The organism is Sorangiineae bacterium MSr12523 (assembly GCA_037157775.1).
In the GTDB taxonomy this organism is placed as follows: Bacteria; Myxococcota_A; Polyangia; order Polyangiales; family Polyangiaceae; genus Pendulispora; species Pendulispora brunnea.
In genome coordinates this window covers 1,080,412-1,103,017 of record CP089982.1, presented here as the reverse complement: position 1 = coordinate 1,103,017, position 22,606 = coordinate 1,080,412, and the positions used below count along the sequence as shown (strand labels likewise).

At 61.6% G+C, this 22,606-nt stretch carries 24 protein-coding genes; 18 read left to right on the top strand and 6 right to left on the bottom strand.

All coding sequences use genetic code 11. The features are described 5' to 3' along the window. The first annotated feature begins 475 nt into the window (after positions 1 to 475). Positions 476 to 1,012, top strand: a complete 537-nt coding sequence (locus LZC95_04735; protein WXA96143.1) for a hypothetical protein — start codon at positions 476 to 478, stop codon at positions 1,010 to 1,012. A gap of 99 nt (positions 1,013 to 1,111) precedes the next feature. Here LZC95_04735 and LZC95_04730 read toward each other — a convergent pair whose 3' ends face one another. Beyond that, positions 1,112 to 1,834: a class II aldolase/adducin family protein gene (locus LZC95_04730; protein WXA96142.1), complete on the bottom strand. Its 723-nt coding sequence runs from the start codon at positions 1,832 to 1,834 to the stop codon at positions 1,112 to 1,114. A 148-nt stretch (positions 1,835 to 1,982) separates the two neighbouring features. Between LZC95_04730 and LZC95_04725 the strand changes: the two genes are divergently transcribed. From LZC95_04725 to LZC95_04710, 4 genes are all read left to right on the top strand, one after another. Continuing rightward, on the top strand, positions 1,983 to 2,915 hold the full coding sequence (locus tag LZC95_04725; protein ID WXA96141.1) for a LysR family transcriptional regulator: 933 nt from the start codon (positions 1,983 to 1,985) through the stop codon (positions 2,913 to 2,915). 66 nt (positions 2,916 to 2,981) lie between these two features. Then, entirely contained in the window at positions 2,982 to 3,998 is a 1,017-nt protein-coding gene (locus LZC95_04720) for an NAD-dependent epimerase/dehydratase family protein (GenBank protein WXA96140.1), read from the top strand. Positions 3,999 to 4,100: 102 nt separating this feature from the next. Beyond that, entirely contained in the window at positions 4,101 to 4,547 is a 447-nt protein-coding gene (locus LZC95_04715; GenBank protein ID WXA96139.1) for a DoxX family protein, read from the top strand. A gap of 139 nt (positions 4,548 to 4,686) precedes the next feature. Further along, positions 4,687 to 5,259, top strand: a complete 573-nt coding sequence (locus LZC95_04710) for a hypothetical protein (protein ID WXA96138.1) — start codon at positions 4,687 to 4,689, stop codon at positions 5,257 to 5,259. Here LZC95_04710 and LZC95_04705 read toward each other — a convergent pair. Next, positions 5,218 to 5,628, bottom strand: coding sequence for a MerR family transcriptional regulator (locus LZC95_04705; GenBank protein ID WXA96137.1), 411 nt, complete (start codon positions 5,626 to 5,628; stop codon positions 5,218 to 5,220). The two genes, LZC95_04710 and LZC95_04705, sit on opposite strands and share 42 nt — an antisense overlap. A gap of 110 nt (positions 5,629 to 5,738) precedes the next feature. Here LZC95_04705 and LZC95_04700 point away from each other — a divergent pair, with 110 nt between their 5' ends. The 4 genes from LZC95_04700 to LZC95_04685 all read left to right on the top strand — a co-directional run bounded on the left by LZC95_04700 (position 5,739) and on the right by LZC95_04685 (position 8,950). After that, positions 5,739 to 6,014: a hypothetical protein gene (locus LZC95_04700; protein ID WXA96136.1), complete on the top strand. Its 276-nt coding sequence runs from the start codon at positions 5,739 to 5,741 to the stop codon at positions 6,012 to 6,014. A 68-nt stretch (positions 6,015 to 6,082) separates the two neighbouring features. Continuing rightward, complete coding sequence (locus LZC95_04695; GenBank protein WXA96135.1) at positions 6,083 to 6,628, top strand: GNAT family N-acetyltransferase; 546 nt, start codon at positions 6,083 to 6,085, stop codon at positions 6,626 to 6,628. A 59-nt stretch (positions 6,629 to 6,687) separates the two neighbouring features. Continuing rightward, entirely contained in the window at positions 6,688 to 8,076 is a 1,389-nt protein-coding gene (locus LZC95_04690; GenBank protein WXA96134.1) for a hypothetical protein, read from the top strand. An 82-nt stretch (positions 8,077 to 8,158) separates the two neighbouring features. Next, a complete protein-coding gene (locus LZC95_04685; protein WXA96133.1) occupies positions 8,159 to 8,950 on the top strand; it encodes an SDR family NAD(P)-dependent oxidoreductase in 792 nt (263 codons plus the stop codon). Between the two features lie 21 nt (positions 8,951 to 8,971). On the opposite strand, the gene LZC95_04680 is transcribed toward LZC95_04685, so the two are convergent. Next, on the bottom strand, positions 8,972 to 10,426 hold the full coding sequence (locus LZC95_04680; protein WXB00299.1) for an alpha-amylase: 1,455 nt from the start codon (positions 10,424 to 10,426) through the stop codon (positions 8,972 to 8,974). Positions 10,427 to 10,872: 446 nt separating this feature from the next. Here LZC95_04680 and LZC95_04675 point away from each other — a divergent pair, with 446 nt between their 5' ends. After that, entirely contained in the window at positions 10,873 to 11,346 is a 474-nt protein-coding gene (locus tag LZC95_04675; protein WXA96132.1) for a DUF2505 domain-containing protein, read from the top strand. Positions 11,347 to 11,404: 58 nt separating this feature from the next. Further along, the gene (locus tag LZC95_04670; protein WXA96131.1) at positions 11,405 to 12,442 is read left to right on the top strand and encodes a peptidylprolyl isomerase; all 1,038 of its coding nucleotides are present in this window, start codon (positions 11,405 to 11,407) and stop codon (positions 12,440 to 12,442) included. 358 nt (positions 12,443 to 12,800) lie between these two features. Here LZC95_04670 and LZC95_04665 read toward each other — a convergent pair whose 3' ends face one another. Next, positions 12,801 to 13,415, bottom strand: coding sequence for a hypothetical protein (locus LZC95_04665; protein WXA96130.1), 615 nt, complete (start codon positions 13,413 to 13,415; stop codon positions 12,801 to 12,803). A gap of 558 nt (positions 13,416 to 13,973) precedes the next feature. Beyond that, the gene (locus tag LZC95_04660; protein WXA96129.1) at positions 13,974 to 14,114 is read right to left on the bottom strand and encodes a hypothetical protein; all 141 of its coding nucleotides are present in this window, start codon (positions 14,112 to 14,114) and stop codon (positions 13,974 to 13,976) included. 119 nt (positions 14,115 to 14,233) lie between these two features. Here LZC95_04660 and LZC95_04655 point away from each other — a divergent pair, with 119 nt between their 5' ends. After that, on the top strand, positions 14,234 to 14,563 hold the full coding sequence (locus tag LZC95_04655) for a hypothetical protein (GenBank protein WXA96128.1): 330 nt from the start codon (positions 14,234 to 14,236) through the stop codon (positions 14,561 to 14,563). 28 nt (positions 14,564 to 14,591) lie between these two features. On the opposite strand, the gene LZC95_04650 is transcribed toward LZC95_04655, so the two are convergent. Further along, complete coding sequence (locus LZC95_04650) at positions 14,592 to 15,515, bottom strand: MBL fold metallo-hydrolase (GenBank protein WXA96127.1); 924 nt, start codon at positions 15,513 to 15,515, stop codon at positions 14,592 to 14,594. Positions 15,516 to 16,155: 640 nt separating this feature from the next. Between LZC95_04650 and LZC95_04645 the strand changes: the two genes are divergently transcribed. From LZC95_04645 to LZC95_04620, 6 genes are read left to right on the top strand one after another with little or no spacing between them, the layout of a single operon-like run. Next, positions 16,156 to 17,610: a tryptophan 7-halogenase gene (locus tag LZC95_04645; protein WXA96126.1), complete on the top strand. Its 1,455-nt coding sequence runs from the start codon at positions 16,156 to 16,158 to the stop codon at positions 17,608 to 17,610. Further along, positions 17,607 to 18,482 (top strand): hypothetical protein, encoded by an 876-nt coding sequence (locus LZC95_04640; GenBank protein ID WXA96125.1) that lies wholly within the window; start codon positions 17,607 to 17,609, stop codon positions 18,480 to 18,482. Before LZC95_04645 ends, LZC95_04640 begins: the two co-directional genes overlap by 4 nt. Continuing rightward, complete coding sequence (locus LZC95_04635) at positions 18,467 to 19,510, top strand: beta-ketoacyl-ACP synthase 3 (protein WXA96124.1); 1,044 nt, start codon at positions 18,467 to 18,469, stop codon at positions 19,508 to 19,510. Before LZC95_04640 ends, LZC95_04635 begins: the two co-directional genes overlap by 16 nt. 32 nt (positions 19,511 to 19,542) lie before the next feature. Next, the gene (locus LZC95_04630; protein WXA96123.1) at positions 19,543 to 19,773 is read left to right on the top strand and encodes an acyl carrier protein; all 231 of its coding nucleotides are present in this window, start codon (positions 19,543 to 19,545) and stop codon (positions 19,771 to 19,773) included. After that, positions 19,770 to 21,524: an AMP-binding protein gene (locus tag LZC95_04625; protein WXA96122.1), complete on the top strand. Its 1,755-nt coding sequence runs from the start codon at positions 19,770 to 19,772 to the stop codon at positions 21,522 to 21,524. Before LZC95_04630 ends, LZC95_04625 begins: the two co-directional genes overlap by 4 nt. After that, positions 21,521 to 22,594: a 3-oxoacyl-ACP synthase III family protein gene (locus LZC95_04620; GenBank protein WXA96121.1), complete on the top strand. Its 1,074-nt coding sequence runs from the start codon at positions 21,521 to 21,523 to the stop codon at positions 22,592 to 22,594. The genes LZC95_04625 and LZC95_04620 overlap by 4 nt, the downstream gene beginning before the upstream one ends. The last annotated feature ends 12 nt before the right edge of the window (positions 22,595 to 22,606 follow it).

Here is a 22,606-nt window from a genome sequence, read left to right as displayed (position 1 = left end):
AACACGGCAATCTTCCAAGTTCGCTATTTTGATTTCCAATGACCGAACCAACGCTATGGCGCGGGTACGTCCGCCGCGCGCAACGAGAGATCCTCGAGGGTCTCATGGACGTAGCCCTTCTCGGGCACCGACTCAGCCACTCGCATCCAATCCAACGGCGCGAGAAGCTGCAAACTGCGTTCCGGCTGAGTTCATTGCGCCCGTTCAATGCGTTGTGTCACGATTAAGGAACTTGACGGTTCCTTTGGAGCGGGTATTTAGACACCGGCTGGTTCCCAAAGGAAGGCTTGCGCGGGCGGTGGGGTAGCTCGCGGGGGCCCTCACCCTTTCAAGACGATGCCAAAAGGCCATCATCGGAACCGGTCCGCATGGCGGTATGAAACAAATGAAATAGCGATTGGTCGTCGTTGCAGTTCTCCTTCGATGCGCTGCGAACCCCGGTGCCGTATCGACGAACCATACGGAGGTAGACGCTATGAATGGACTCAAGGCTGTCGTTGTGACGTCGCTGCTGGGACTCAGCATCTTCGGCTGCGCGGATACGGATCCCGGGGATACGAATCCCGCCCTCGTCGATCCGACGAGCGTCGAGCTCGCCGCCATCGATGCGACCTTTCGTTTGAATCCGGCTTCGACGAATTTCACGGCGTCCGGCTCGATGACCCTCAAAAAAGGGCTCGTTACGCTCAATTGTACGGCCTCGTTCTCGGGCGCAACCGACGCTGCAGGGGCAGGTAAGGTAACCGCGGCGAGCTTCAGCGGCAGCTCGCTATGCAGTGGCCTGACGAGCGCCAACCTCCCCTGGCCCATCGTGCCGTCGTCCACCACGCAAGTGTCCGTTCAAAATGTCAGGGTCAATACGTCACTTGGCGCCTGCGGGCCCAGCAATCTTGCGGCGGCGTACAACAACACCAATGGATCGCTGACCTTCAGCAATGCGTCCCTGTCGGGCGGATGTTCGGTTTCCGGGACACTGACCACGTCGCCTCGTATCACCGTTGTCGCGCAGTGATTCATCGTTAGCTATTCGCAAAATGACCGGGAGGCGCCCTTGCGCCGTGTCTTCTCGTGCACGGGCGCATCTCCCGACGAAAACGCGGACCGCTTCTGTTCACCCGTGAGGGCCGGGCTCTACCCCGTGTTTCTTCATCCAGTACGCCCACGGTCGCTCGATCACCGCGTGATGAAGTGCGTCGGCGAGCTTTGCCTCTCCAGGATCCAGGAACGTCGGCTGACCGAGCTGCATCGCCACGGGCTGAAGTTGGGCGTTCAGCGTCGCATACACGGAGCGAAACACCGCTTCCTTCAGGGAAGTGCCCACGATCGTCGCGCCATGGCCGCGCATCAGCACCATCGCGCGCCCGCCGAGTGACGCGGCCAGCGACTGCCCGATTTCAGGGCTGGTGACGAGCATATTCGTTACGCCATGCTCGTTCCGAATGTCGAATACCGGCACCCCGTCTTCGAGAAATCCGCACATATGATAGAGCGGGCGAAGCGACACGTCGGACACGCCAAAGGGAATCAACGCTGGCGCGTGCGTGTGCACGATGGCCAAGACATCGGGACGCTGCCGATAGATCTCCCCATGAATGAATCGCTCGATCGACGGACGAGCGTCACCGGACCGGATGGGATTGCTGTCGGCATCGAGCTCGAGAGCACCGCCATCGGCAGATACTCCGTCGAGGTTACTCGGCAACATGAAATACCGATCGGGCCGGTCCGGGAGACGCGCCGACACGTGCCCGAATCCATCGAGGATCCCCTCGCCTACCAAGATCTGGGTCGCCGCACGAAGCTCGTCGACCGTCCGTTGAACACTGACACTCACGTCGTCACCTCCATCGTTCGCTGACGAGAAGGTACCGCCGTCGGGCCATTCGGGAAGACGCGCCGAATGCATGTCACTCGTGCACCGGACGCCATACCAGAACAGGAACGCGGGCGGATGTGCAAGGTATGGACTAGCCTTCGCAACGATGGCGGAACCGGATCTGAACCTGCTGACCGCACTGGACATTTTGCTCTCCGAAGGCACCGTGGCGGGGGCGGCGCGCAGGCTGGGACTCAGCCCATCGGCGATGAGTCGCACACTGGCTCGCCTTCGCGCTACGACGGGGGATCCTCTTCTGGTCCGCGCGGGCCGTGGATTGGTTCCGACCCCGCGCGCGATGGAATTGCGCGAGCGGGTTCAGACTCTCTCTCGAGAAGTGCGCGCCGTGTTGCGGCCTGCACCCGCTGCGATGGACATTCGGAAGGTCGAGCAGACCTTCACGCTCCGCGCGAACGATGGTTTCGTGGAGGCGTTCGGAGCGCGGCTGGTATCGGCGGTGGCTGCCGCGGCGCCCGGCGTGCGCCTGCGTTTCGCCCCGAAAGCCGACAAAGACGTGCGCCCGCTGCGCGAGGGGCTGGTCGATCTCGAAATCGGTGTCCTCGCGGAGACAGGGCCGGAGATACGCGTGCAAAGGCTGTTTCGGGACCGCTTCATCGGCGTCGTGCGAGAAGGACATTCCCTTCTGGCCGACGGCAAGGTTACTCCGGAAAGATACGCGGCCTGCGGTCATGTCGTCGCATCACGACGCGGACGTGCAACCGGCCCCGTGGACGATGCACTGGCGGCGCGGGGGCTCGCACGCACGGTTGTCGCGGTGGTGCCGAGCTTTCGGGCCGCACTGTCGGTCGCAAGGGCTTCCAACCTCGTCGCACTCTTGACCGCCTCCTTCCTCGAGGCCGTGCGGGAGCTCGAACCGCTCGGTGGGCGCGGGGGAATCCAGAACTTCACGCTTCCCATTCCCACGCCACCAATAGTCGTATCGCAAATATGGCATCCGCGCCTCGACGCCGATCCCGTGCACCGCTGGTTGCGCGGCGTGCTCCTTCGAGTCTGCCAAGAGCGAAGCGCTTCTCGGTAGTGGCGCGAGCGGGCCCTTGCGCTTTCTCTATATCCGCAGCGCCCAACAGCGAGGTAACTCCATGACATGAAGATCCTCGTGACGGGTGCCACCGGATTCCTTGGCAGGCGAGTGCTCGACCTTGCTATCGAAAGGGGGCACAACGTGGTTGCGCTGGTGCGCCCGACCAGCGATCTGGGATCGCTGCCGTCCACGGCGGCGCAGATCGTGAGCGGCCAGCTCGAGGATCGCGAGAGTCTCCCGCGTGCGCTCGAGGGCGTCCATCTCGTCTATCATTGTGCGGCGCGGTCGAGCGATTGGGGCTCATGGAAAGAGTTTCACTCGAGCAATGTGATCGGGGTTCGCAACCTGCTCGAGGTGGCGGCTCGGACGGGCACCGTGGAGCGGTTTCTGCACGTGAGCACGACCGACGTCTACGGCTATCCCTCGGTCGCGTGTGAGGAGGATGCCGGCGTGCGCGATGTGGGCTTGCCCTACGGCCGCAGCAAGGGTCTCGCCGAGCAGGAGGTAATGCGGGTGCACCGCGAGACGGGACTGCCGGTCACCATCGTTCGCCCGGCGTCAATCTACGGGCCTCGAAGCAAGGACTGGATCGTCGAAATTGGCAGGCTGCTCGTTCAACGGGAGATGCTCCTCGTCGACGGTGGGCGCGCCCGCGCCGGCCTGATCTTCGTGGATGACGTGGTCGAGGCGATGATGGCAGCGGCGGCGAGCCCGCGCACCGTGGGCCAAGCTTACAACCTGCGGCACCCGGACGACACGACGTGGCAAACGTTCTGCGACGCGCTCGCCGATGTGCTCGGCGTCCCTCGGCCGCGGCGGAATCTGCCCAGCTGGCTCCTGCTCGGCGTGGGCGCCGTGCTCGAATCCGCGTACGCGCTCCTGCGTATTTCGCGTCGTCCGCTCGTGACCCGCCACGCCGTCATGCTATTCGGTCGCGATCAGGGATTTCCCATCCACAAGGCCGTGCGCGACTTCGGATTCGACCCAACCTTCGACCTCGACGCGGGCCTCGGCGCAACGCGCATTTGGCTGGACAGCGAGGATGGTCGACGCGCAGTGCCACGTCCCGATGCCCATTGAGGGCACGGGACCTGCAGCTCGACCTTCATCTAAAATCGTGTGCTCTTCTTTTGATTTGGTCATACTGATCGTGCGTCAAAGCATTTGTCGTGCGGAGAACACATGAGCAACCTCGTTCACTTGGCCCTCGACGGTCGTGGCGCCGCCGCCAATGCCCTCGTTCGGCTCTTGGTGGGTGCCGTTTTCCTGTCCGAAGGTATCCAGAAATTCCTCTTTCCGGATGCCCTGGGCATCGGTCGCTTCACCAAGATCGGCATTCCCGCGCCGAGTGTCCTGACGCCCTTCGTGGGCGTCACGGAGGTGGGCTGCGGACTGCTCATCCTTTTGGGGCTCGGCACGCGACTGGCTGCCATCCCGCTCATCATCGACATGCTGGTCGCGATAGCGACGACCAAGCTGCCGATCCTGCACGAGAAGGGATGGTGGGCCATGGCCCACGAGGCCCGCACCGATTGGTCCATGCTACTCGGTTGTCTATTTCTCGTATGCGCCGGTGCGGGGAGAATGTCCATCGACGCACGGATAAAACGCCATCCTCGGGACGACTAGCTGGCGATCCCTCGACGTCGTATGCAACGAGCTCCGATTTGGCTCGATGCGCCGCCGCCGCGCGCGGGTATTTCGAGACGGATCACGCCGTCGTCGGTCATTGGTCCTTCATATGCGCAGCGTCTCGGCTCCGATCAAGATGGCCATATTTCTTCTCACGCCCGTGCTGGCCGCCATGGCTGCGTCGTGCGATTCCGATCCTTCGGCCGCCGATGGCCCCATTCACGGTCCGGACGGCAGCGCGGATGGATCCGTCGACGCGGGCACGCAGGACGTCGAGCCTCCCGACTCAGGACCCCGATGCAGCAATGACGAACCGGAACCGCAAGGGATCCGCCCCTTGCGCTCCATCGACGACGTCAAAGCGGCGCTCCGCTCGTCGCCGCCCTTTCCGTTTCCGGGCGGCTGGGGTCCCTGCCGCGGTGCCGGCATCTGCCCCGATGGGATGCCAGCACTATCATTCGACGAATCGGTGACCCACGCGAGCTGCGGCAAGAATACGCACAGCGGATTTCGCGCCTCTTACACATTTCCGATCACGCTCTCGGAAATGGACGCGGGGCGTTATGCCATTCAGCTCCAATTCGATGCGGGCGCCGTAGTCTACGAAGTTCAGGCGCTCGGTTCCGTTCGGTATTCGGGGTTTTTCCTGGCCGCCGAAAGCTCGTCCTCAAGTCCGACGATCTACGCGCCGCTCCCCGCGCTCCTTTGACCCGCGGCCCACCAATTTGCATGCATCCGCACGCCCCGCGCACGAACAATCCATCGCATTCAGCAGCACATCCCGTGCTCGGCCCAGGCGCGCCATGGCCGCGTTCAACTCGATGAGCTTGCGGCGCACCATCGTTTGCCAGGCACGCGGCGAGGGTTCGTGCAAGTCGGCGATCAACTGACGCGTTTCATTCAACGTGAAGCCCGCCTCGCGTGCCGCCTGCACGAGCTGCAGTGCATCGAGTGCCTCGGCGTCGTATTCCCGTCGTCCCGATACGCGTGCGGGGACCTTCAAGATGCCGATGGTCTCGTAGTAGCGAATTGCCGAAGTGCGGAGCCCGGCTCGCCGGGCAAGTTCTCCAATGCGCATCTTGACTTCAAGTGTACTTGAAGTCGCACAGTTGGGGCATGCGAACATTCACCCGTTCAAAAAGCATCATCTCGGCAGTTGGCGAATCCGGAGCCCCCATTGCGTGTGACTTGACCGCGCTCAGCGAAACCGAGCGCGCCGCGCAAGACGAGCGCACGCGAAGAATGCTCGCGAGTCGACCGACGTTGACCGACACCGCGGACGGTTTGACACTCACCTTCCTCGAGAATCGCCACATTCGGCGCGATGTGGAGGACTGGTTGGCTCTGGAGCGTCGATGCTGCCCATTCGCATCGTTCGACTTGATCGATCGTTCTACGACGTTCATCCTTCGCATCTCGGGGCCAGCGGGAACGAAGGACATTTTCCGCGCTGTCTTCGTCTAATCTCCAGCTGGAATTTGATGGAAACTTGATCCTCACGGCCGCCGAAAGCGGATAGAGTCCTCCGTGACTTGATCACCGACACATTCGAAGCCACATTCTCCGCGATCATTCGTCCCGCCCACGAAGGCGACCTGGTCGCATTGGAGTGGTTTGGTCAGTTTACCCATGACCGAGCCATCATCGAACATACGTACCTTCAGCAACAGCGCGACGAAGCCTTGATCCTCGTGGCCGAAGTCCAAGGCTTTCCGTCCGGGCAGGTCTGGCTGGATCTGACGCGAAAGCGTGACACGTCCATTGGAATCATATGGGCATTTCGAGTCATCGATTGCCTGCAGGGGCTCGGAATCGGTGCGCGCTTGATCGCCGCCGCGGAAGCGGTCTTCGTCGCACGAGGCTTTGCAACGAGCGAGTTGGAGGTCGACGTCGAAAACACCCGCGCGCGAAATCTTTATAGCCGACTGGGATACACGCCAGCCCGCGTCCAGTCGGGACCTTACCTCGCGTTATGCAAGTCCCTCATCGCGGCAGACGTAGGTCCAGAAGGCTCCCGGCCCCCGTCGGACTCGGGCGCTCCGTGTGCGACGCCACGATATGCACCTACATTCGCCTGAACCCGAATTAATCGGCCGGCCCGTGCCTGATTTGAAAATCGTCGAACCACTTTGGGCACATGACGATGCGCAGGACCGCCCTTCTCCTCATTTTCTTCGCAGCCGTGATCTTCGCGTGCGGAAGCAACGACAACGCCCCGATCACGAATGGCGGTGATGCCGGGGCGGACGGCGACGGTGGAGATTTCGTCGATTTCGACGGAGGCGTTCCATCGGCCTGTGATCCACCGGGAGCCGCCTGCACCGCGGGGGACACGTGCTGCACGGGCACGTGCGATGCCACCACGAAGAAGTGTACGGGCGGAGTCGGCCAATGCTCGGCTGCCGGCGCCACGTGCAGCGCTGGAACGGATTGCTGCAGCATGCGCTGCGAGGGGGGCCAGTGTGCGGCTGCGGCGTGCATTCAAGATTCGAAAGCCTGCACGTCGCCCGAATCGTGCTGCAGCGGCAACTGCTCGGGTGGAGTCTGCGCACCGCTCAATTCCGATCCAGGGGCATGCAAAACGGCAGGCAACGCATGCTCGGGGGCCGGCGATTGCTGCTCCAAACTGTGCAAAGGAGGCGTCTGTCAGCTCAACGCATCGTACTGCATCCAAAGCGGCGACGCGTGCGCCCGAGCCGAAGATTGCTGCGGCGGTATCTGCACCAAAGCTACCGGCGCAACCCTGGGCACGTGCAGTGCGCCCACCGGCGCCTCCTACTGCAACGGAGGTGTCGACGGCACGGTGTGCGAGGGGGCCGGCTGCCAAGCGTGCTGCAGCCGACTCTGTGCCCCCTACGCACCGTCCGGCGTAAACATCTGCCAGCCTGCCAATGGCTGCCGCGTCAACGGCGACCTTTGTCGCTCCGACAAGGACTGCTGCGGGGCCGCCGGCACCGGCCTTCCCGGGGCAGGCAACGTCACCTGCGACAAGGCCCCCGGTGCAGCCGTCGGCATCTGCCGCAATCCGCAGAGTTGCAATCCGGAAGGCAATGTCTGCCACTTCCAGGATTACGTCTGCAGCATCTCCTCGGCCCGCAACGATTGCTGCGAGCACCTCGGCTCGAAATCGAACTGCGAGCTCGACCCGGTGGGCGTTCCGCGATGTCATGTCGTCGGTGTCGACGGTGGCCTCGCCTGCCGAACCACGGGGCAGACGTGCGCCTTCTCGGGCGACTGCTGCAACGGTGCCAAATGCCTTCCCGATTCGAGCGGAACCCTTCGTTGCGCCCCGGCCACCACGCAATGCAGCCAAAGCGGCAATGCTTGCTCGGTCAATGCCGATTGCTGCAGCGGCTTGACGTGCAATACGCCGCCGGGCTCCGTGAAGGGCACCTGCGGTGCGACCACGACCCCCGACGGCGGCGCCGGAACGTGCTCGCTCTACGGGCAGGCCTGCAAGGACTCCAGCCAGTGCTGCAATGGCGTCCCCTGCAACGGTGGTCTCTGCGTCACCATCGTTCACTGACTCGTCGCGACTATTCTCCAGCGCGCCACGCCATTCGTACTTGGTATGCGCTTCGCAGCATTCGGCCGCTGGAGGTAAGATAATGGCAACAGCACTTCGACCTTTGGCGATCGTCACGGGGGCTTCGAGCGGCATCGGCCGTGAGCTTGCGAAGCTTTGCTTGGCGAACGGCTTCGATCTCATCATCGCCGCCGACGAACCCGACATCTACATTGCGGGCGACGAACTTCGGGCCGCAGGCGCGCGCGTGGAGGCCCTGAGGGCGGATTTGAGCACGATCGAAGGCGTCGACGCGCTCTGCCGAACCGCCAGTGGTATGGGCCGCCCCGTGGATGTCCTCGTCGCCAATGCCGGTCGAGGTCTCGGCCATGCTTTCCTGGATCAGGACTTCCAGGAGGTCCGCAAAGTCCTCGACACGAACGTCACAGGGACAATTTACCTGATTCACGAGGTCGGCCGCGCCATGCGCGCCCGGGGCAAGGGACGAATCCTCATCACCGGATCCATTGCGGGCTTGATGCCGGGCACATTCAACGCGGTCTACAACGGCACGAAGGCATTCATCGACAGTTTTGCCGCTGCCATTCGCAACGAGCTCAAAGACAGCGGAGTGTCCGTCACGTGTTTGATGCCTGGCGCAACCGAAACGGAGTTCTTCGAACGCGCAGATCTTGCGGATACGAAGCTCGGTCAATCCAAAAAGGACGATCCGGCCGATGTGGCAAAAACGGGATTCGACGCGATGATGCGCGGCGAAGCCAGCGTCGTACACGGCGTTGGCAACAAGGTTCGCGCCGCCGTTTCCGCCGTCGCCCCGTCGAGCGTCATGGCAGAGCAGCATCGAAAGATGACCGAGCAACCAAGGTCGAAATAGGCCGGCTGTACGAGGGCTGCTTCAAACGCTGCACCACACACTGACGCCGCCCGCCCGGCCGTGAAAGCGGACGGCGCCGTCATCACCTGCGCGAAGGCGGTCTTCGCTGGCTCCCGTGATCTCGCGAAATTCGACAGCAGGACGGCCGGCCTGCATCGTGAGGACGCAAGCGTCCGCAGTGGACACGACGACCGCCATGATGCCTGGGTGCTCGTCGTTGCCGCGAACGATCCACCCCACGCATGTCGGGCTCTCGAAGTAGTCCTCCTGCTCTCCGTACAAGAACTTGGCGCGCGCCACGAGCATGGCGTCAATGACGTGCCGGTGAGCCACCAGGCGCTGGTCATCGCCCCCCGCTCCGTCATTGCCAAAGTAGTCACCGTAAAACACGCAGGGGTAACCCTCGTGACGAAGCAGGATGAAGGCATAGGCAATCGGTTTGAACCAATCGGCAATTGGCGACGCGAGTGCTTGACCGGGCTGGCTGTCGTGGTTGTCGACGAACGTCACGGCCGCCATCGGATTGCGCGCCACGAGCGTATCGTCGAGAAGCGTCCGAAGATCGTAGTCTCGGCCCAACTGACTTGCCTGGTGCATCCGGAAGTGGAGAGGGACGTCGAAGAGCCGCAGCGCTCCCTTCGTCTCTCGAAGATAGCTCTCCAGCATGTCGATCGAACCCGACCAATATTCGCCAACGGCGAAGACCTCTCGCTCCGGATGGGCCTCTCGCACACGCGTCAACCACTCCAATACGAAAGAACGCGAGATATGCTTGGCCGCATCGATGCGGACGCCGCGTGCCCCGGTGGTCTCGAGGAGCCACACACCCCAGCGGACCAGCTCGTCCCGAACGTCTTGGCGGGAATGGTCGACGTTGGCGCCCATCAAATACGCGAAGTTGCCATTCTCGGGATCCACCTCGCTCGAGAATGCGCGATCGGCAACGCGAAAAATCTTGCCTGACACCTCGGGCTGATTGGCATCCGCCCCGAAGGCGTCGAAGTGATCGCGCGTCCATTGGAAATCAGAATAGGCGCCGGCCCGTCCTGGAAACGTATAGTGTGACCATGCGCGAATCACGTAGGGCTCGGAGATCGCTTCCAAACGATTCGCTGGATTGACCTCCACCACCGTGACTTCCTCGGTCTCGTCGCCTCCAATTCGATGGTTCATGACCACGTCGAGATAAGCATCCATGCCGTGAGCCTGCACCGCCTCGACGGCGCGAAGCAGTTCTTCGCGGGTGCCGTATTTGGTCCGCGTGGAATTCTTCTGGTCGAACTCCCCGAGATCGAAAAGATCGTATACGGCGTAACCAACATCGTACCCGCCAGCGGCCCCCTTGGTTGCAGGTGGAAACCAAATCGCCGTAATCCCCTTTTCGCGAAGCGACGGGGCACTTTCGGCGATGGTTCGCCAGAGTGAGCCATCGTTGGGCAAGTTCCATTCGAAGAACTGAAACATCACGCCATGCATTGGCACATCGAGCTCCATGTCTCGACGGCGGCTACAGCACGACCTGGGCCAAGCCTTCTGCCCGGATGAATGCGGTGGATCCACGCGCATCGTTCAGGGACATGCTGCGCCTCCGTCATCGAAACGTGGAAAAATGCCACGAGCGCGTTCTGGCAAGCACAGCATGCTCGGCGGCCCTTGCGGCTGCGCTATCGGCTCGGTTGGTGGCTTCGTTCGTTTTTACGTGTGGCGCAAGATGCTATTCCGCTGGCCGCCAAGAGAAGTGCACTTCTGTAAAAAGAATACGACGTTGGATCTCGACCTGCGAAATTCTCGCCTGAGACATCTTCGATGTTCTGGCGGCTCATTGACGAACGCCAATGCCCCCGAGAAGAGATCATCATGGAGGCGAGCATCGCTTGGTCGGTGCCGACTTGCCTCCATGCAGCAGCGCGGTGGGGGGAATCATGGCCAAGTTCGTCATTACTCACGAGATCAAATGCAACAAGGAACAGTTCTGGAAGCTCTTCTGGGACAAAGCCTTCATCGAGAAGATGTACCGCGAAGAGCTCGGTTACCGGGCATATGAAATTCGCGAACAAAGCGAGACCGAACGAAAGGTGGACCTCGCTCCCAACTGGAGCCTTCCTGGGCCCATGAGGAGCCGATTCTCTCTTTCGGAAGAAGGCGAGCTAACGCGGGGAAGCGGCATTTGGCGATGGCGCGCGACCCCGAGCATCCTCGCCGACAAGATCCGCCTCGATGGCACGATGCGCCTCGAGCCAATCAGTTCGACGAGCGTGCGCCGAATCGGAGATCTCCAGGTGGAAGCGACGGTGCCCATCGTCGATCTCTTGTTGGAATCCAGTTTCGAAACGCGCCTTCGCGCGGAGTGGAGCCGCACGGCGTCCTACATGAGCAAGCACTTGTCAATGAAGTGAGCGATACGCCCGATCTTGGGCACTCTTGCGCGAAAGCCAGCTAGCATGGCTTCGAGACATGAGGACTCCACTCGCCGTGTTGGCCGCGACAGGCTTTGCGTGCACTTCGCCGATGGCCCAGGCTCCGCTGCCGGAGTTGTATCCCGCAACCACAACGTTATCGGCACCGGCACCTTCACCGCCGGCCGAGACCGAGGCGGTCGCGCGGCAGCCGTCCGTGGTGGTCGAATATGCCATCGTGAGCGCGAGCTGGCTCGCGCCCTTCGTTCGCGTCGATGCGAACGAGTTGAAGACCTGGACAGCCCAGGCCTTGAAGGATGGGCGCATTCCGGAAATACGTCACATCCTCATCAAGATTGATGTGGCAACGGGCAGCGACAGGGTGGCAAGAAAGCGTGCGGAGGCTTTGATTGCGCGCCTTCGCAAGGGCGCGGACTTCGCGGCCGTGGCACGCGAGGAGTCCGACGATCCCGGCTCGGCCTCGCGCGGGGGTTCGGTGGGTGCGGATACCTCGCGTCTCGTCGACCCCTTTCGTCGAGTGGCCGAAACGCTCCGACCCGGGCAGCTCACGCGCAGGCCCGTGCATACGCCTTACGGCTGGCACATCATTCGAAAAGACCGCAAGACCCCCCGCGCATCCTACGCGGCCTACCAGCGCGACATCGCCCCCCGCGTCGCCAAGGTCCTCGCCCAGGAAATTCTGAGACGCCGCTCCTCCGCCCCCTCGATGGACGCCGCCACGGCCCAATCCATGGCCGCGCTGCTTGGCCCGGGAGCGGACAAGGCTTCTGGGATCCCCATCATGCAGACCTTCGACCCGGCGAAAGACGATGCGGTCGCCGAAGCCGCCTGCCGAGCCGCAGCCAACGATATGCGGTCGCGCCAACAGTCCATGCTTCGTGGCCAGACGCCCGCACCGACGCTCACGCCTCCAACAGCCCTTCCCATCTGCGGAGGCGACCTCGAAGCACTTCGTACCTTCGCCAGGGACGCGAAGCCGGACGATTCCGCCATCGTCGAAGGCGATGGGCAACATCAGCTGATTCTTTATGCTGCCCCGGCGCCCAACACGCCCGTATCGTTTCGCAACGAGTGACGCGCGCATAACTGTCTATCGTGTGAAAAACGGAAATCCGCTATGCAGCAGGCCACTGCCCGCCGAAACGTTCGGCGCGGCGATTTGGTGGATGTCCGAGACACGATATTTGGATTGCAAATGGCCCTTGTATCGAAAACATAAATGGGACAACCGCCACAACCAATCGGTCGCTTCGGATAGCCTCTCGCACGATCGACAATTCCTCGATAGAACGCGAGCCTATTTGCGGATATGACTTCGCGAACCACGGGGGAACTTGGCGACCTGCTTAGCTATGGCGCGCACCGGCAAGCGCAAATTTCGCGTCGTGAATTGGCACGCCGTACACGAACGGTCGCCTGTTGCACGACTTCAATCATTTGATGTCATTTTCCAAGAAAACTGGCGCGCGCGGCAAAATCAAATTTGCAAACACGACAACGGAGGCTAATTTTAAATCAATCGCAGCCGCCTCGCCGCTGATTGTCGTTGACCAATTGACAATAGTGGAGTCTGCATGCACATGTTGGAACGTCGAACGATGGTCATTTGTGCGTTGCTCTGTGATGTGGCCATGGGCTGTGCAGCCATCACGGGGCTCGACGCGTATGGTACCGGCCCCGATGAACCCGCCCCGGTCGAAGATGCGGGATTCGACGCTTTCAGCATCTCCGATGCGTTGCAGGATTCCAGTAAGCCGCCGCCCCGAGATCTCGTGGCGCTCGTCCCCTTCGATGAGGGGGCGGGCCTCCTCGCGTCCGACGTTACGGGCAACGGAAACAATGCCGTCCTCCCGTCCACGTCCAGCTGGAGCCCTGGCCTGGACGGAGGTTCCGCGGTCACGCTCAGTTCGGGGTACATCGATATCGCAACACTCTCCGGCCAGGCTTTCCCCCAATCCGAAGGAACCGTGTCCTTCCTCGTAAAGCTCGGCGACGGCATCGGTATCGCAAGCGCGGAAATTTTCGACAGGCCGGATCCAAATCGACACAACGTTTACGTCCACAGCAGGTTGGTGGGCGGGGAACACGTTATTGACGTCGACCTGGTGACATCATCTTCGGATGCTCACGCGGCACCCTTGGAATGCTCACGCGCCGTTTCCGGGGGTGAATGGGTCCATGTCGCGGCGAGTTGGAGCAGTATCCAATCCGCGCTTGTGCTTCGCATTGGGGACAAGATCTGCGCGCCAACTGCGGATATCTCACAGTTTCGCCCGGACGCCCAGCAGGTACGGCTCTTGAACGATTGTCGCAACTGTTCGATTGACGATTTTCGAGTTTATCGTCGATTCATGACCGCCGAGGAGATGAAGTCGCGATTTCGTTGAGGCGCAGGGCAATTCATCTCAAGATCGGAACGCTGGCCGTACTTTGGGAACGAGACGGCTGCACGCCAGGCGAGATCGCCGCCACGCTGAGGGTCACGAGGCAGAATACGATCCCGTCGAATGCTGGATATCCGCGGAGCACGTCGTACCGCTGGGGCCGCAGCCTCCCGCGTGCATACGCATCGGGCGCCGACGGCCGCGCTGCTCGAAGAGCGGTGACTACCGCGGCGGTGCGCATCGATTTTCGTCGGACCATTGATCGAGCTTCGGCACCTCGTCGTTGCCGACCAACGGCTGCAGATGCCCTGCACTTCGAGACGAAGCTCCGCGCTCGAGGATGGCGATTGATCGGAGGTCCAATTGGGACGATCTTCATTTCAAATTTTGCCCATGGCGTGACACGAACATCGTTGCCATCATGGGTCACTCGCGGGCAATGATCGATTGCGGTGCGGCAACTCAAGAAAGGGGGGTTCGAGATGAAGCAAGTGACCGTCGCGAACATCGTTTGCCGAGCGTATCGGTGCCTGGGCGACCTCGAGCAAATCGTGACCTCGTCTCGACGAATAGGCTACGGCACGACCCAGGAGCAGGCCTCTACGCTGGCGGACTTGCGGCACCACCTCGTCCGCATCAAGTCAGCGCTCGGCAAGATGGAAAAGGCCAAGAGCGAACATGATGGGATGGCCGCTCAAATGACCGACGAGCGGACGGAGGCACTCGCCAACATCGGCAACAATTTGTCCGCTGTCCAGGCCACGCTCCAGCGGGTCGAGAGTTCCCTTCGGCAGCGCGCAACCGCGCTCTGAACGCCGTTTGCGCCGCATGCGCTGTCCATCATGCGAGAGCGTGGTCTTTCTCGAGAAGATCGAGCATGCGAAGCATGCTTTGAACGTGCAGATCCTGCGGCACGAACGTAACACTCGGCGCGTGCAGGCGCTGGGAGAGCTGCTCGGCCACCGTTTTGAGCGCGCCGCGCGCATCTGGCAAAAGCTTTCGCGCGTCGTCGGCAAACCGTTCGAGCCCGTCTTTGGCGTCTGCGGCCGCCCGCGCGGCTTGCGCACCGGTGAGCCTTCCGTGGTGACCGAGCACGATTTCCTCCGCACCGAGATTCGCAATGCTTTCGATGGACGTGCGATAGGCCGCGAGATCGTCGAACGACAACGGACAAAAATAGCTTTCCTCGACCAGCTCTCCAAGAGCGTCGGATACGAACGCCCGCCCGCGACTCTCGTCGAAATAGGCAATCTGGCAGCGACTATGGCCTGGTGTTTTTCGCACGAGCATCGACCGCCGACCATCGAGCTCGACGCGATCGCCATCGACCACCGTGGTAATCGGTATATCGGACAGTACGGTCGGCGGAAGCACCGGATTCGGTAGCTCCGGACGTTCCTCGTCGGGCGCCGCGAGCGACTTGGTCGCATCGCTAATTTTCTGGACGACCGCCCGCGCACGCTCGCTCTGGAAGGCCTTGGCCGTTTCGGGCGATGCGTAGACGGTAACCCAAGGCATGTAGGGATAGAGCTGACCGAGAAGCCCACAATGATCATAGTGGGAGTGGGTCACCAGCCATCGGCGGATGCGGCGGATATCTCCGAGCACGTGATGGAGCTGACGGAGAACGAGCGGTGCGTGCCGTGTCAGACCGCCCTCGATCAACGCCCAATCGTCGCCACTCCCAGTCAAGAAGACCGGATTCTTGATGGTCCCGAGCACGATCAAGTCTTCGTCGACGCAGCCTACGTCCGTGTACCACATACCATCGTAATCCTTTGAAGAGCGGCCAACTACGTCGACCGAGGAACATGCCACTGCGGCTTTGGGTCAAGAGTGCCCCATTCGTCGATCCGATCGCAATGGTGGCGATGCAAGAGGCCGTGAATGATGACAGACGAACTCGCGATGCGACAGACCAACTCTCCGCGTGACGAACGCATGGCGGAAGGCACGTTCTCCAAGTAGGTCGTGTCGCGATCCGAGCCAAGTAGTCATGAATCCGAAATACGTATCCTACTGCACACCGCTAATTTACGCCGATCGCATCGCAAGTCGTCACTTTGACAACTCAAATCCGTTATCGTGTCGCAATTTGATCCAAATGGGCACAAGAACGCCTCAGCACCAATGCAACACCGTCACCACTCGGGCCAGGTCGCATCGCAAAGTGTGGCTTCGACAGCATGATTCCTCGTCGAAGAATTACTTGTCCATATGGGCTTGAAACACGTGAACGGAGCGCTATGTACTTCGCTATGCTCGGGGCCGAAGCATCGGTCGGTCAGCCCGAATAAATCGAGCTGTCAGGGAGTTACTGGATCGCGCTGATGGTGTTGGCGCGAATTTTCGGACGATACGCGACAACGGTGGCGCGTCTTCTTCTCTCGATAAGGGATCTTCAATGGACGTTTCGACGAAACGAGCTTCGACGAATGGGAGCGTTGAGCATTTCGACGCCATCGTTATCGGTGGTGGCCCGGGCGGATCGACGCTCGCCACCATCCTCGCCATGCGGGGCCACAAGATTCTTCTTCTCGAGCGAGAAAGTTTTCCGCGTTATCAAATTGGTGAATCGCTCTTGCCGTCGACGACGGGGGCAATTGGTCATCTTCTCGGAATCACCGACGAGTTGGCCCGCGCCGGATTTCCCATCAAGCGCGGAGGTTCTTGGTACTGGGGACGTCGAAAAGAAACGTGGACGTTCGACTTTACCCAGAGCGAAGTGCCTGGTGTCGTAAACGCCTACCAGGTCGAACGAGCCAAGTTCGATGAGATTCTCTTGCGCAACGCCGCACGCAAAGGCGTCGACGTGCGCGAGCGCCACCCCGTCACGGCCATCCTCCAGGAGGACGGGCGCGTCGTCGGCGTGCGCTATGGGACGCCAGACGGCGGCACGCGCGAGGCACGGGCCCGCATCGTCGCCGATGCCAGCGGTCACTCGAGCCCCTTTCACCGGATTGTCGGCGAGCGCGTCGTGGCCGACTTCTTTCGCAACGTCTCCCTCTTTGGATATTTCCGCGGTGGACAGCGGATGCCCGAGCCGAACGACGGCAACATTCTCGTCGTATCCATGGAGAAGGGCTGGGTTTGGTACATTCCACTCGCGCCGGACCTCACGAGCGTAGGCGTGGTCATGCCGCAGCAAAATGCTGCCATCCTGAAGAAGGGGCATGAGCAGGCCATGAACGAGCTTCTGGATGGCTGCCCCCTCATCAAGGGCATGCTCGAAGGCGTGCCGCGCGTAACGGAAGGAATTTACGGACAATACCGTGTGCGCAAGGACTGGTCCTATTGCAATTCCAAGTTTTGGAAACCAGGGATGGTCCTGGTCGGCGATACCGCATGTTTCGTCGATCCGCTCTTTTCATCCGGCGTTCATCTATCGACGTATGCGGCGCTCCTCGCGGCGCGGTCCATCCACACGACCCTTCTCGGGGAGGTCGACGAGGCCGCATGTTTCACTGAATACGAACGGCGTTATCGGGCCGAATACATGATTTTCTACCGATTTCTCCAGTTCTTTTACGATTCCAACAACGACCAAGAAGATTACTTCCGCGCCGCGCACGAGGTGCTCGGAGACGAGAAGTACGAAGAAGACCGCCAGGCCTTCGTCCGTCTCGTTGCCGGGTTTGGCACCGGCCCCGACGTTCAAGCGCTTGCGGGAGCATCCGCGCCACCTTCCGAGACGAAGCGCATTCCGCTCGATGCCGTCTTCGGAATCCCGTCATGGCTGGACGTCACGTCTGCGTCCGGCCTCGGAGCCAAAGGGCCGTACCTTCCTGGGGCCGATGCACTCTCCATCTCGGCGGATGGTTTCCGCTGGGTTGCGCAGCGTCCAGCGGAATCGGCGTGATGCCCTGGGAGGCGAGCTTGCGCATCATCGGCGCCCACGCGAGCGTGTCCCCCGGTGAAACGCAATCCGAGCAAGGAAGCGATCCCCTCGCCGTCGATCGCGTTCTCCCCGTGGCCCGGGAAGTACTTGCCCAGGCATCAATCGAAGCAAGCAGCCTCGATTTGATTCTGAGCATGTCCATTTCGCCGGATCGCGTAGCGCTCGGTAAGAACGTTGCGGGACCTCGCGTCTGCCACCCACTGCAACGAGATCTCGGCGCGGAGCGCGCGTTCGTTTTCGATCTGTACGACGACGATTGGTCGGCCGCGATCGATATCGCCCGCGGATTCTGCCACGAGATGGATTACAAACACGTGCTTCTCGTCCGCGTCGAGTGCGGGGGCAGAAGTCTCGCCAAAGATCCCGAGAGCGGGTTCCGTATCCCTGACGGCGCCGGTTGTTTGCTACTCCGTTGGGGTGGGGGCAAATCGGAACCCTTCGGTGGATGGTCGCATACCAACGTCGCACCGATCCAGGTCGATGCTTTCCCTTGGGCCGAATGCGCCTCGGGCGAACTCCGCGGCCAGTATCGTTTTCCGTTGCAGCAAGGCGTTTCCGAAAAGCTGAACCAGGCGGCGATAGGCCTCTTGCGAAACGCACTGGCCGACCAAAAAGCCGATCATGTGGTGATCGAATCGTGGTTCCCCGGCGACGTCGACGCACGCGCGGTGAAAGACGCCGTCGGCCTCGACCCGGCGATCGATACCCGTTTGGGCCCCTTCGGGCTCCCTTATTTTGCCGAGACGCTCCGTGGTGATGGGACGCGCCGCCTCCTCAGTCTGACCTTAAACCCGTTTCAAATGAGGTATGGCTACCAATGGCTGCAAGCTTAAGCACATCAGAGAGCGCGTTCTTCGGCCCAGTGCTCCTGCCGCGGGCGCGAATTGCCAGCGTCGGCTTTTCCCTTCCAAAGAAGGTGATCGACAACGATTACCTTGCCACGCTCATGAGCACGTCGGACGATTTCATCGTCACCCGAACGGGGCTCCGCGAGCGCCGTCACGTCACGCCTTCCGTGCCGACATCCGAGTTGATGGTGGAGGCTGGGGCCCGAGCGATCGAGCGCGCTCGCCTGTCGCCGGCCGACATCGACCTGATGATTGTGAGCACGTTGAGTCCGGATCATCATGATCCTTCTCAAGCGAATCTCATTCAACCGAAGCTCGGATTGCGGCATATTCCATGTTTCGATATCCGCGCTCAATGTTCGGGCTTTCTGTACGGGATCGAAATCGGAGCCCAGTACATTCAGACCCGTCGATGCCGAAATGTGCTGGTCATAAGCGGCGAAGTGCTTTCCAAGCGCATGGACTGCTCCAACGACGGGCGAAACCTCGCGGTCCTTTTGGCGGATGGCGCTGGCGCCGCGGTTTTGCAGGCGAGCAACGATGTTGGCGTGGGCCTGATCGATCAGGTCACGGGCGCGGACGGAAGCCACTTTCGGGATCTCTGGACCGAGGCTCCGGGAACTGCGCACGAAACATTCCTGCCGCCGGAGCTCATGACCCGTGGAGCACACCAGTTTCGCATGCAGGGGCGTCAACTCTTCGAGCACGCCGTGGAAGCCATGGTGTCGTGCGCGAAGGAGCTCCTAGCCCGGAATCACCTCTCGGTGTCGGATCTCGACCTCGTGATCCCGCACCAGCCGAACCCGCGCATTCTCGAACGCGTCAACCAGCTCTTGGAAATCCCCGAGGGCAAATTGCTGATGACCAATCATCTCGGCAACATGGGATCGGCTTCGTTGCCGGTCGTACTCGGGATGAGCATCGACGAAGGACGCGTGCGACCCGGCACACTTTGCATGTTGCTCGCCTATGGCGCGGGCTCGACCTGGTCCGCCGCCATTCACAGATTCTGATGCTCGGTGAAATTACACGGAAGCCATGCGTTATGCCCGAAATTGAAATTCAAACCACACTGCTCGAACTCTTCACGGAAAAACTGCAGTGGAACGGCCCATTGCCTACCGGTGCCTTGTCCGAGCACCTGAGCTCTCTGCAGCTGCTGACACTCATCGACGCCGTCGAGGAGCGCTTTTCCATTTACCTTCAGCCAACGGAGGCGGCCGAGATCGATACGGTGGACCAAATCGTCGCGACGATTCTTCGGGAGGCGAAATGACGCCCCCGGTTCCTCCGACCTTACCGGGGGCGACCCTCATCGATCGACTGACGTCTGCCGCGGGTGCATGCGCATCGAACGGCATCCATTTCGTGGACCGGGACGAGGGTGAGACGTGGTTTGGTTGGGACACGATTCGCGCGGGCGCGCTGCGCGCTGCCGGAGGGCTCGCGGCCGCCGGAATCGGCCCGGGCGATCGCGTCGCACTCGTGTTGCCGACCAGTCCGGAACTCGTGTTCGCGCTCTTGGGTACCATCAGCCTCGGCGCCATCCCGTTCGTGTTGGCGGCCCCTCGCCGATTGGGGCGCCTCGAAGAGTATCGCGAGCGCACAGTCGCGATGTTGCGCGCCACCCGAGCCGCCGCGCTCGTGACCGATGCCCGCGTGCGGCGCTCGCTCGACTCCGTGCTCGCGCGGTACGAGCCAAGATTTGGCGCACTTTTGGTCGAGGAGCTGGATCGCGGCCCGACGCGGGAACCGAGCGCCATTTCCCCTGATGACTTGGCGCTCGTACAGTTCTCGTCGGGCACGACCGTCCATCCGAAGCCGGTGGCGGTCACGCATCGCCAGATTTTGGCCAATTGTGATGCGATGGCGGAGCGAATGTACCCGCCCGGCCCCGAGCCGGTGCATGTATCGTGGCTTCCCCTTCATCACGACATGGGGCTCATTGGTTGCGTGTTCAATGCCATGTGCCGCGGCATCAAGCTCGTGCTCATGGCACCTGAAATCTTCATCGCGAAGCCATCGCTTTGGCTTCGCGCGATGGCTCGCCACCGCGCCACCATCACGGTCGCACCCAATTTCGCCTATGCGCAGTGCACGGCGAAGGTCAGCGACGAGGAACTGGAAGGAGCCGATTTTTCCGGATGGACCATGGCTCTCTGCGGGGCCGAGCCCATTTCCGCCGAGGTCGCTCGTCGATTCAATACGCGATTTGCACGATGGGGCCTTGCCGAAACCGCATTCGCACCCGTCTACGGGCTCGCCGAAGCCACTCTCGCGGTTACATTCACGCCATTCCAAGAACGGCCGTTCCGATCCATTCACGTCGACCGCAAGTCGTTGAGTGAAGGGCGCCCCGTGCCGGGGCCGGGGGTCGAACTCGTGAGCGTGGGCAAACCCATTCGCACCGTCGAGATCGAGCTCCGTCGAACGGAGGACCGAGTGCCCTGCGCATCGGGCGAAGTAGGGAACATTTGGGTTCGTGGGCCTTCCGTGATGGCGGGCTACCTCGATCGCGACGACGCCCCGATCGAAAACGGATGGCTCGATACCGGCGACCTCGGTGTCGTACTCGACGACGAACTCTATATTACGGGTCGCGCCAAAGACATCATCATCATCAACGGCGAAAACCACCTCCCGCACGACATCGAGGACGCGGTGAATCGAGTTGCGGCCGTTCGCACGGGCTTCGTCGCGGCAGCCGCCGAGGTGGGCGAGAATGGCGAGCGTCTGCTGGTCTTCGTGGAGCAGCGAAAAGCATCCGCGAATCTCGCCGAAGAGTGCTGGAAGGCGGTGCTCTCGGCGACGGGGCTCGAACCTGCGCTCGTCGTCGCGCTGGCTCCCGGCAGCATTCCGCAAACGACATCCGGTAAAATTCGGCGAGGCGAAACCCTACGACGGTGGCAGCAAGGTATCCTCACTCCCCCCGAATCGGGTCGCGGGCAGAGCGCTTCCGTCAAAAGTCTATTCGGTTCCCTGAGTGGCAATTACCAGGTCGATTCGACGAACTTGGGAGACGAATGATGCTCGCGGCCCCTCATCGGGAAAAAGTTCCGGTGGCGGTGCGCAGCCTCGCATGCCTGTTCCCGGCGCGCAGCGTTTCGAACAGCGAGCCTCCGTACACGCAAATCCCCGACGTTCCTCACGACTGGTGGCAGTTCTGGGGCGTTCAACGCCGTGGGATGTTCGACGCGGCAGCAGGCGAGACGCACGATCGTCTAGCCGTTCGTGCATGCCGTGAAGCCTTGAGGATCGCGGAGCTCGAAGCGGCCGACATCGATCTCGTGCTCGCCAACACGTCGAACCTCGTGGTCTCGACCAGCACGGGCCCAAGGTTCTTTCCCCGCCTCGCGCCCGTGATTCGCGAAGAGCTGCGCGCTCGGTCTGCCGTTGCCATGGACGTGGAGCAAGAGTGTCTCTCGTTCCTGATCCATCTGCAAAATGCAGTGAATTTGATTCGCATGGGCCGCTGCAAGCGCGTGCTGGTGTGCAGTGTCGAGCATATTACCGACTTGCTCGATTACACGGACAAATCAGCCACCATCTTCGGCGACGCCGCGGCCGCCGCCGTGGTGACCGCGGATTCGGACGGAGCATCGCTTCTTGGCTCCTCGTACGTGAGCAGGCCGGAGCACTACGATCTCGCAACCCTTCGCTGGAGGAATCCTCGTTACAAACCCAAGAACGAGCTCGTGCCCGACGACTTTCACACGTATTTCGATTTACGTGAGGACGCGGCAGATGGCATGCGCAAGTTCGTTCCGGTGTTCGTTCCGGAGATGGTGAAACAGGCGCTCGAACGTGCGCGCCTCCGCGCCGACGATGTGGACTACTTCGTTTTTCACCAGCCGTCCCCCATTCTGATACGCGGCTGGGCGAACGCCCTTGGTGTCGCGCGGAACCGTTACTGCACCACCCTCGAAACCCGCGGCTCGCTCGTCTCCGCTTCCATGCCGATCACGTTGCACCATGCGATTGAGCAAGGCCACGTAGGCCCGGGCAAAACCATCGTCATCGCGGGCGCCTCCACGGGCTGGGGCTTCGGCGCCCAAGTCTGGCGGTGGGGTGAAACGCGGATCAACGCGCTCGGATGAGCAGCAGGAGAT

Bases quoted from the DNA above. Each gene is read 5' to 3' on its own strand.
- LZC95_04735 (WXA96143.1), top strand. From the start codon at position 476: ATGAATGGACTCAAGGCTGTCGTTGTGACGTCGCTGCTGGGACTCAGC.
- LZC95_04725 (WXA96141.1), top strand. From the start codon at position 1,983: ATGGCGGAACCGGATCTGAACCTGCTGACCGCACTGGACATTTTGCTC.
- LZC95_04720 (WXA96140.1), top strand. From the start codon at position 2,982: ATGAAGATCCTCGTGACGGGTGCCACCGGATTCCTTGGCAGGCGAGTG.
- LZC95_04715 (WXA96139.1), top strand. From the start codon at position 4,101: ATGAGCAACCTCGTTCACTTGGCCCTCGACGGTCGTGGCGCCGCCGCC.
- LZC95_04710 (WXA96138.1), top strand. From the start codon at position 4,687: ATGGCCATATTTCTTCTCACGCCCGTGCTGGCCGCCATGGCTGCGTCG.
- LZC95_04705 (WXA96137.1), bottom strand. From the start codon at position 5,628: ATGCGCATTGGAGAACTTGCCCGGCGAGCCGGGCTCCGCACTTCGGCA.
- LZC95_04690 (WXA96134.1), top strand. From the start codon at position 6,688: ATGACGATGCGCAGGACCGCCCTTCTCCTCATTTTCTTCGCAGCCGTG.
- LZC95_04685 (WXA96133.1), top strand. From the start codon at position 8,159: ATGGCAACAGCACTTCGACCTTTGGCGATCGTCACGGGGGCTTCGAGC.
- LZC95_04680 (WXB00299.1), bottom strand. From the start codon at position 10,426: ATGCATGGCGTGATGTTTCAGTTCTTCGAATGGAACTTGCCCAACGAT.
- LZC95_04675 (WXA96132.1), top strand. From the start codon at position 10,873: ATGGCCAAGTTCGTCATTACTCACGAGATCAAATGCAACAAGGAACAG.
- LZC95_04670 (WXA96131.1), top strand. From the start codon at position 11,405: ATGAGGACTCCACTCGCCGTGTTGGCCGCGACAGGCTTTGCGTGCACT.
- LZC95_04655 (WXA96128.1), top strand. From the start codon at position 14,234: ATGAAGCAAGTGACCGTCGCGAACATCGTTTGCCGAGCGTATCGGTGC.
- LZC95_04650 (WXA96127.1), bottom strand. From the start codon at position 15,515: ATGTGGTACACGGACGTAGGCTGCGTCGACGAAGACTTGATCGTGCTC.
- LZC95_04645 (WXA96126.1), top strand. From the start codon at position 16,156: ATGGACGTTTCGACGAAACGAGCTTCGACGAATGGGAGCGTTGAGCAT.
- LZC95_04635 (WXA96124.1), top strand. From the start codon at position 18,467: ATGGCTGCAAGCTTAAGCACATCAGAGAGCGCGTTCTTCGGCCCAGTG.
- LZC95_04630 (WXA96123.1), top strand. From the start codon at position 19,543: ATGCCCGAAATTGAAATTCAAACCACACTGCTCGAACTCTTCACGGAA.
- LZC95_04625 (WXA96122.1), top strand. From the start codon at position 19,770: ATGACGCCCCCGGTTCCTCCGACCTTACCGGGGGCGACCCTCATCGAT.
- LZC95_04620 (WXA96121.1), top strand. From the start codon at position 21,521: ATGATGCTCGCGGCCCCTCATCGGGAAAAAGTTCCGGTGGCGGTGCGC.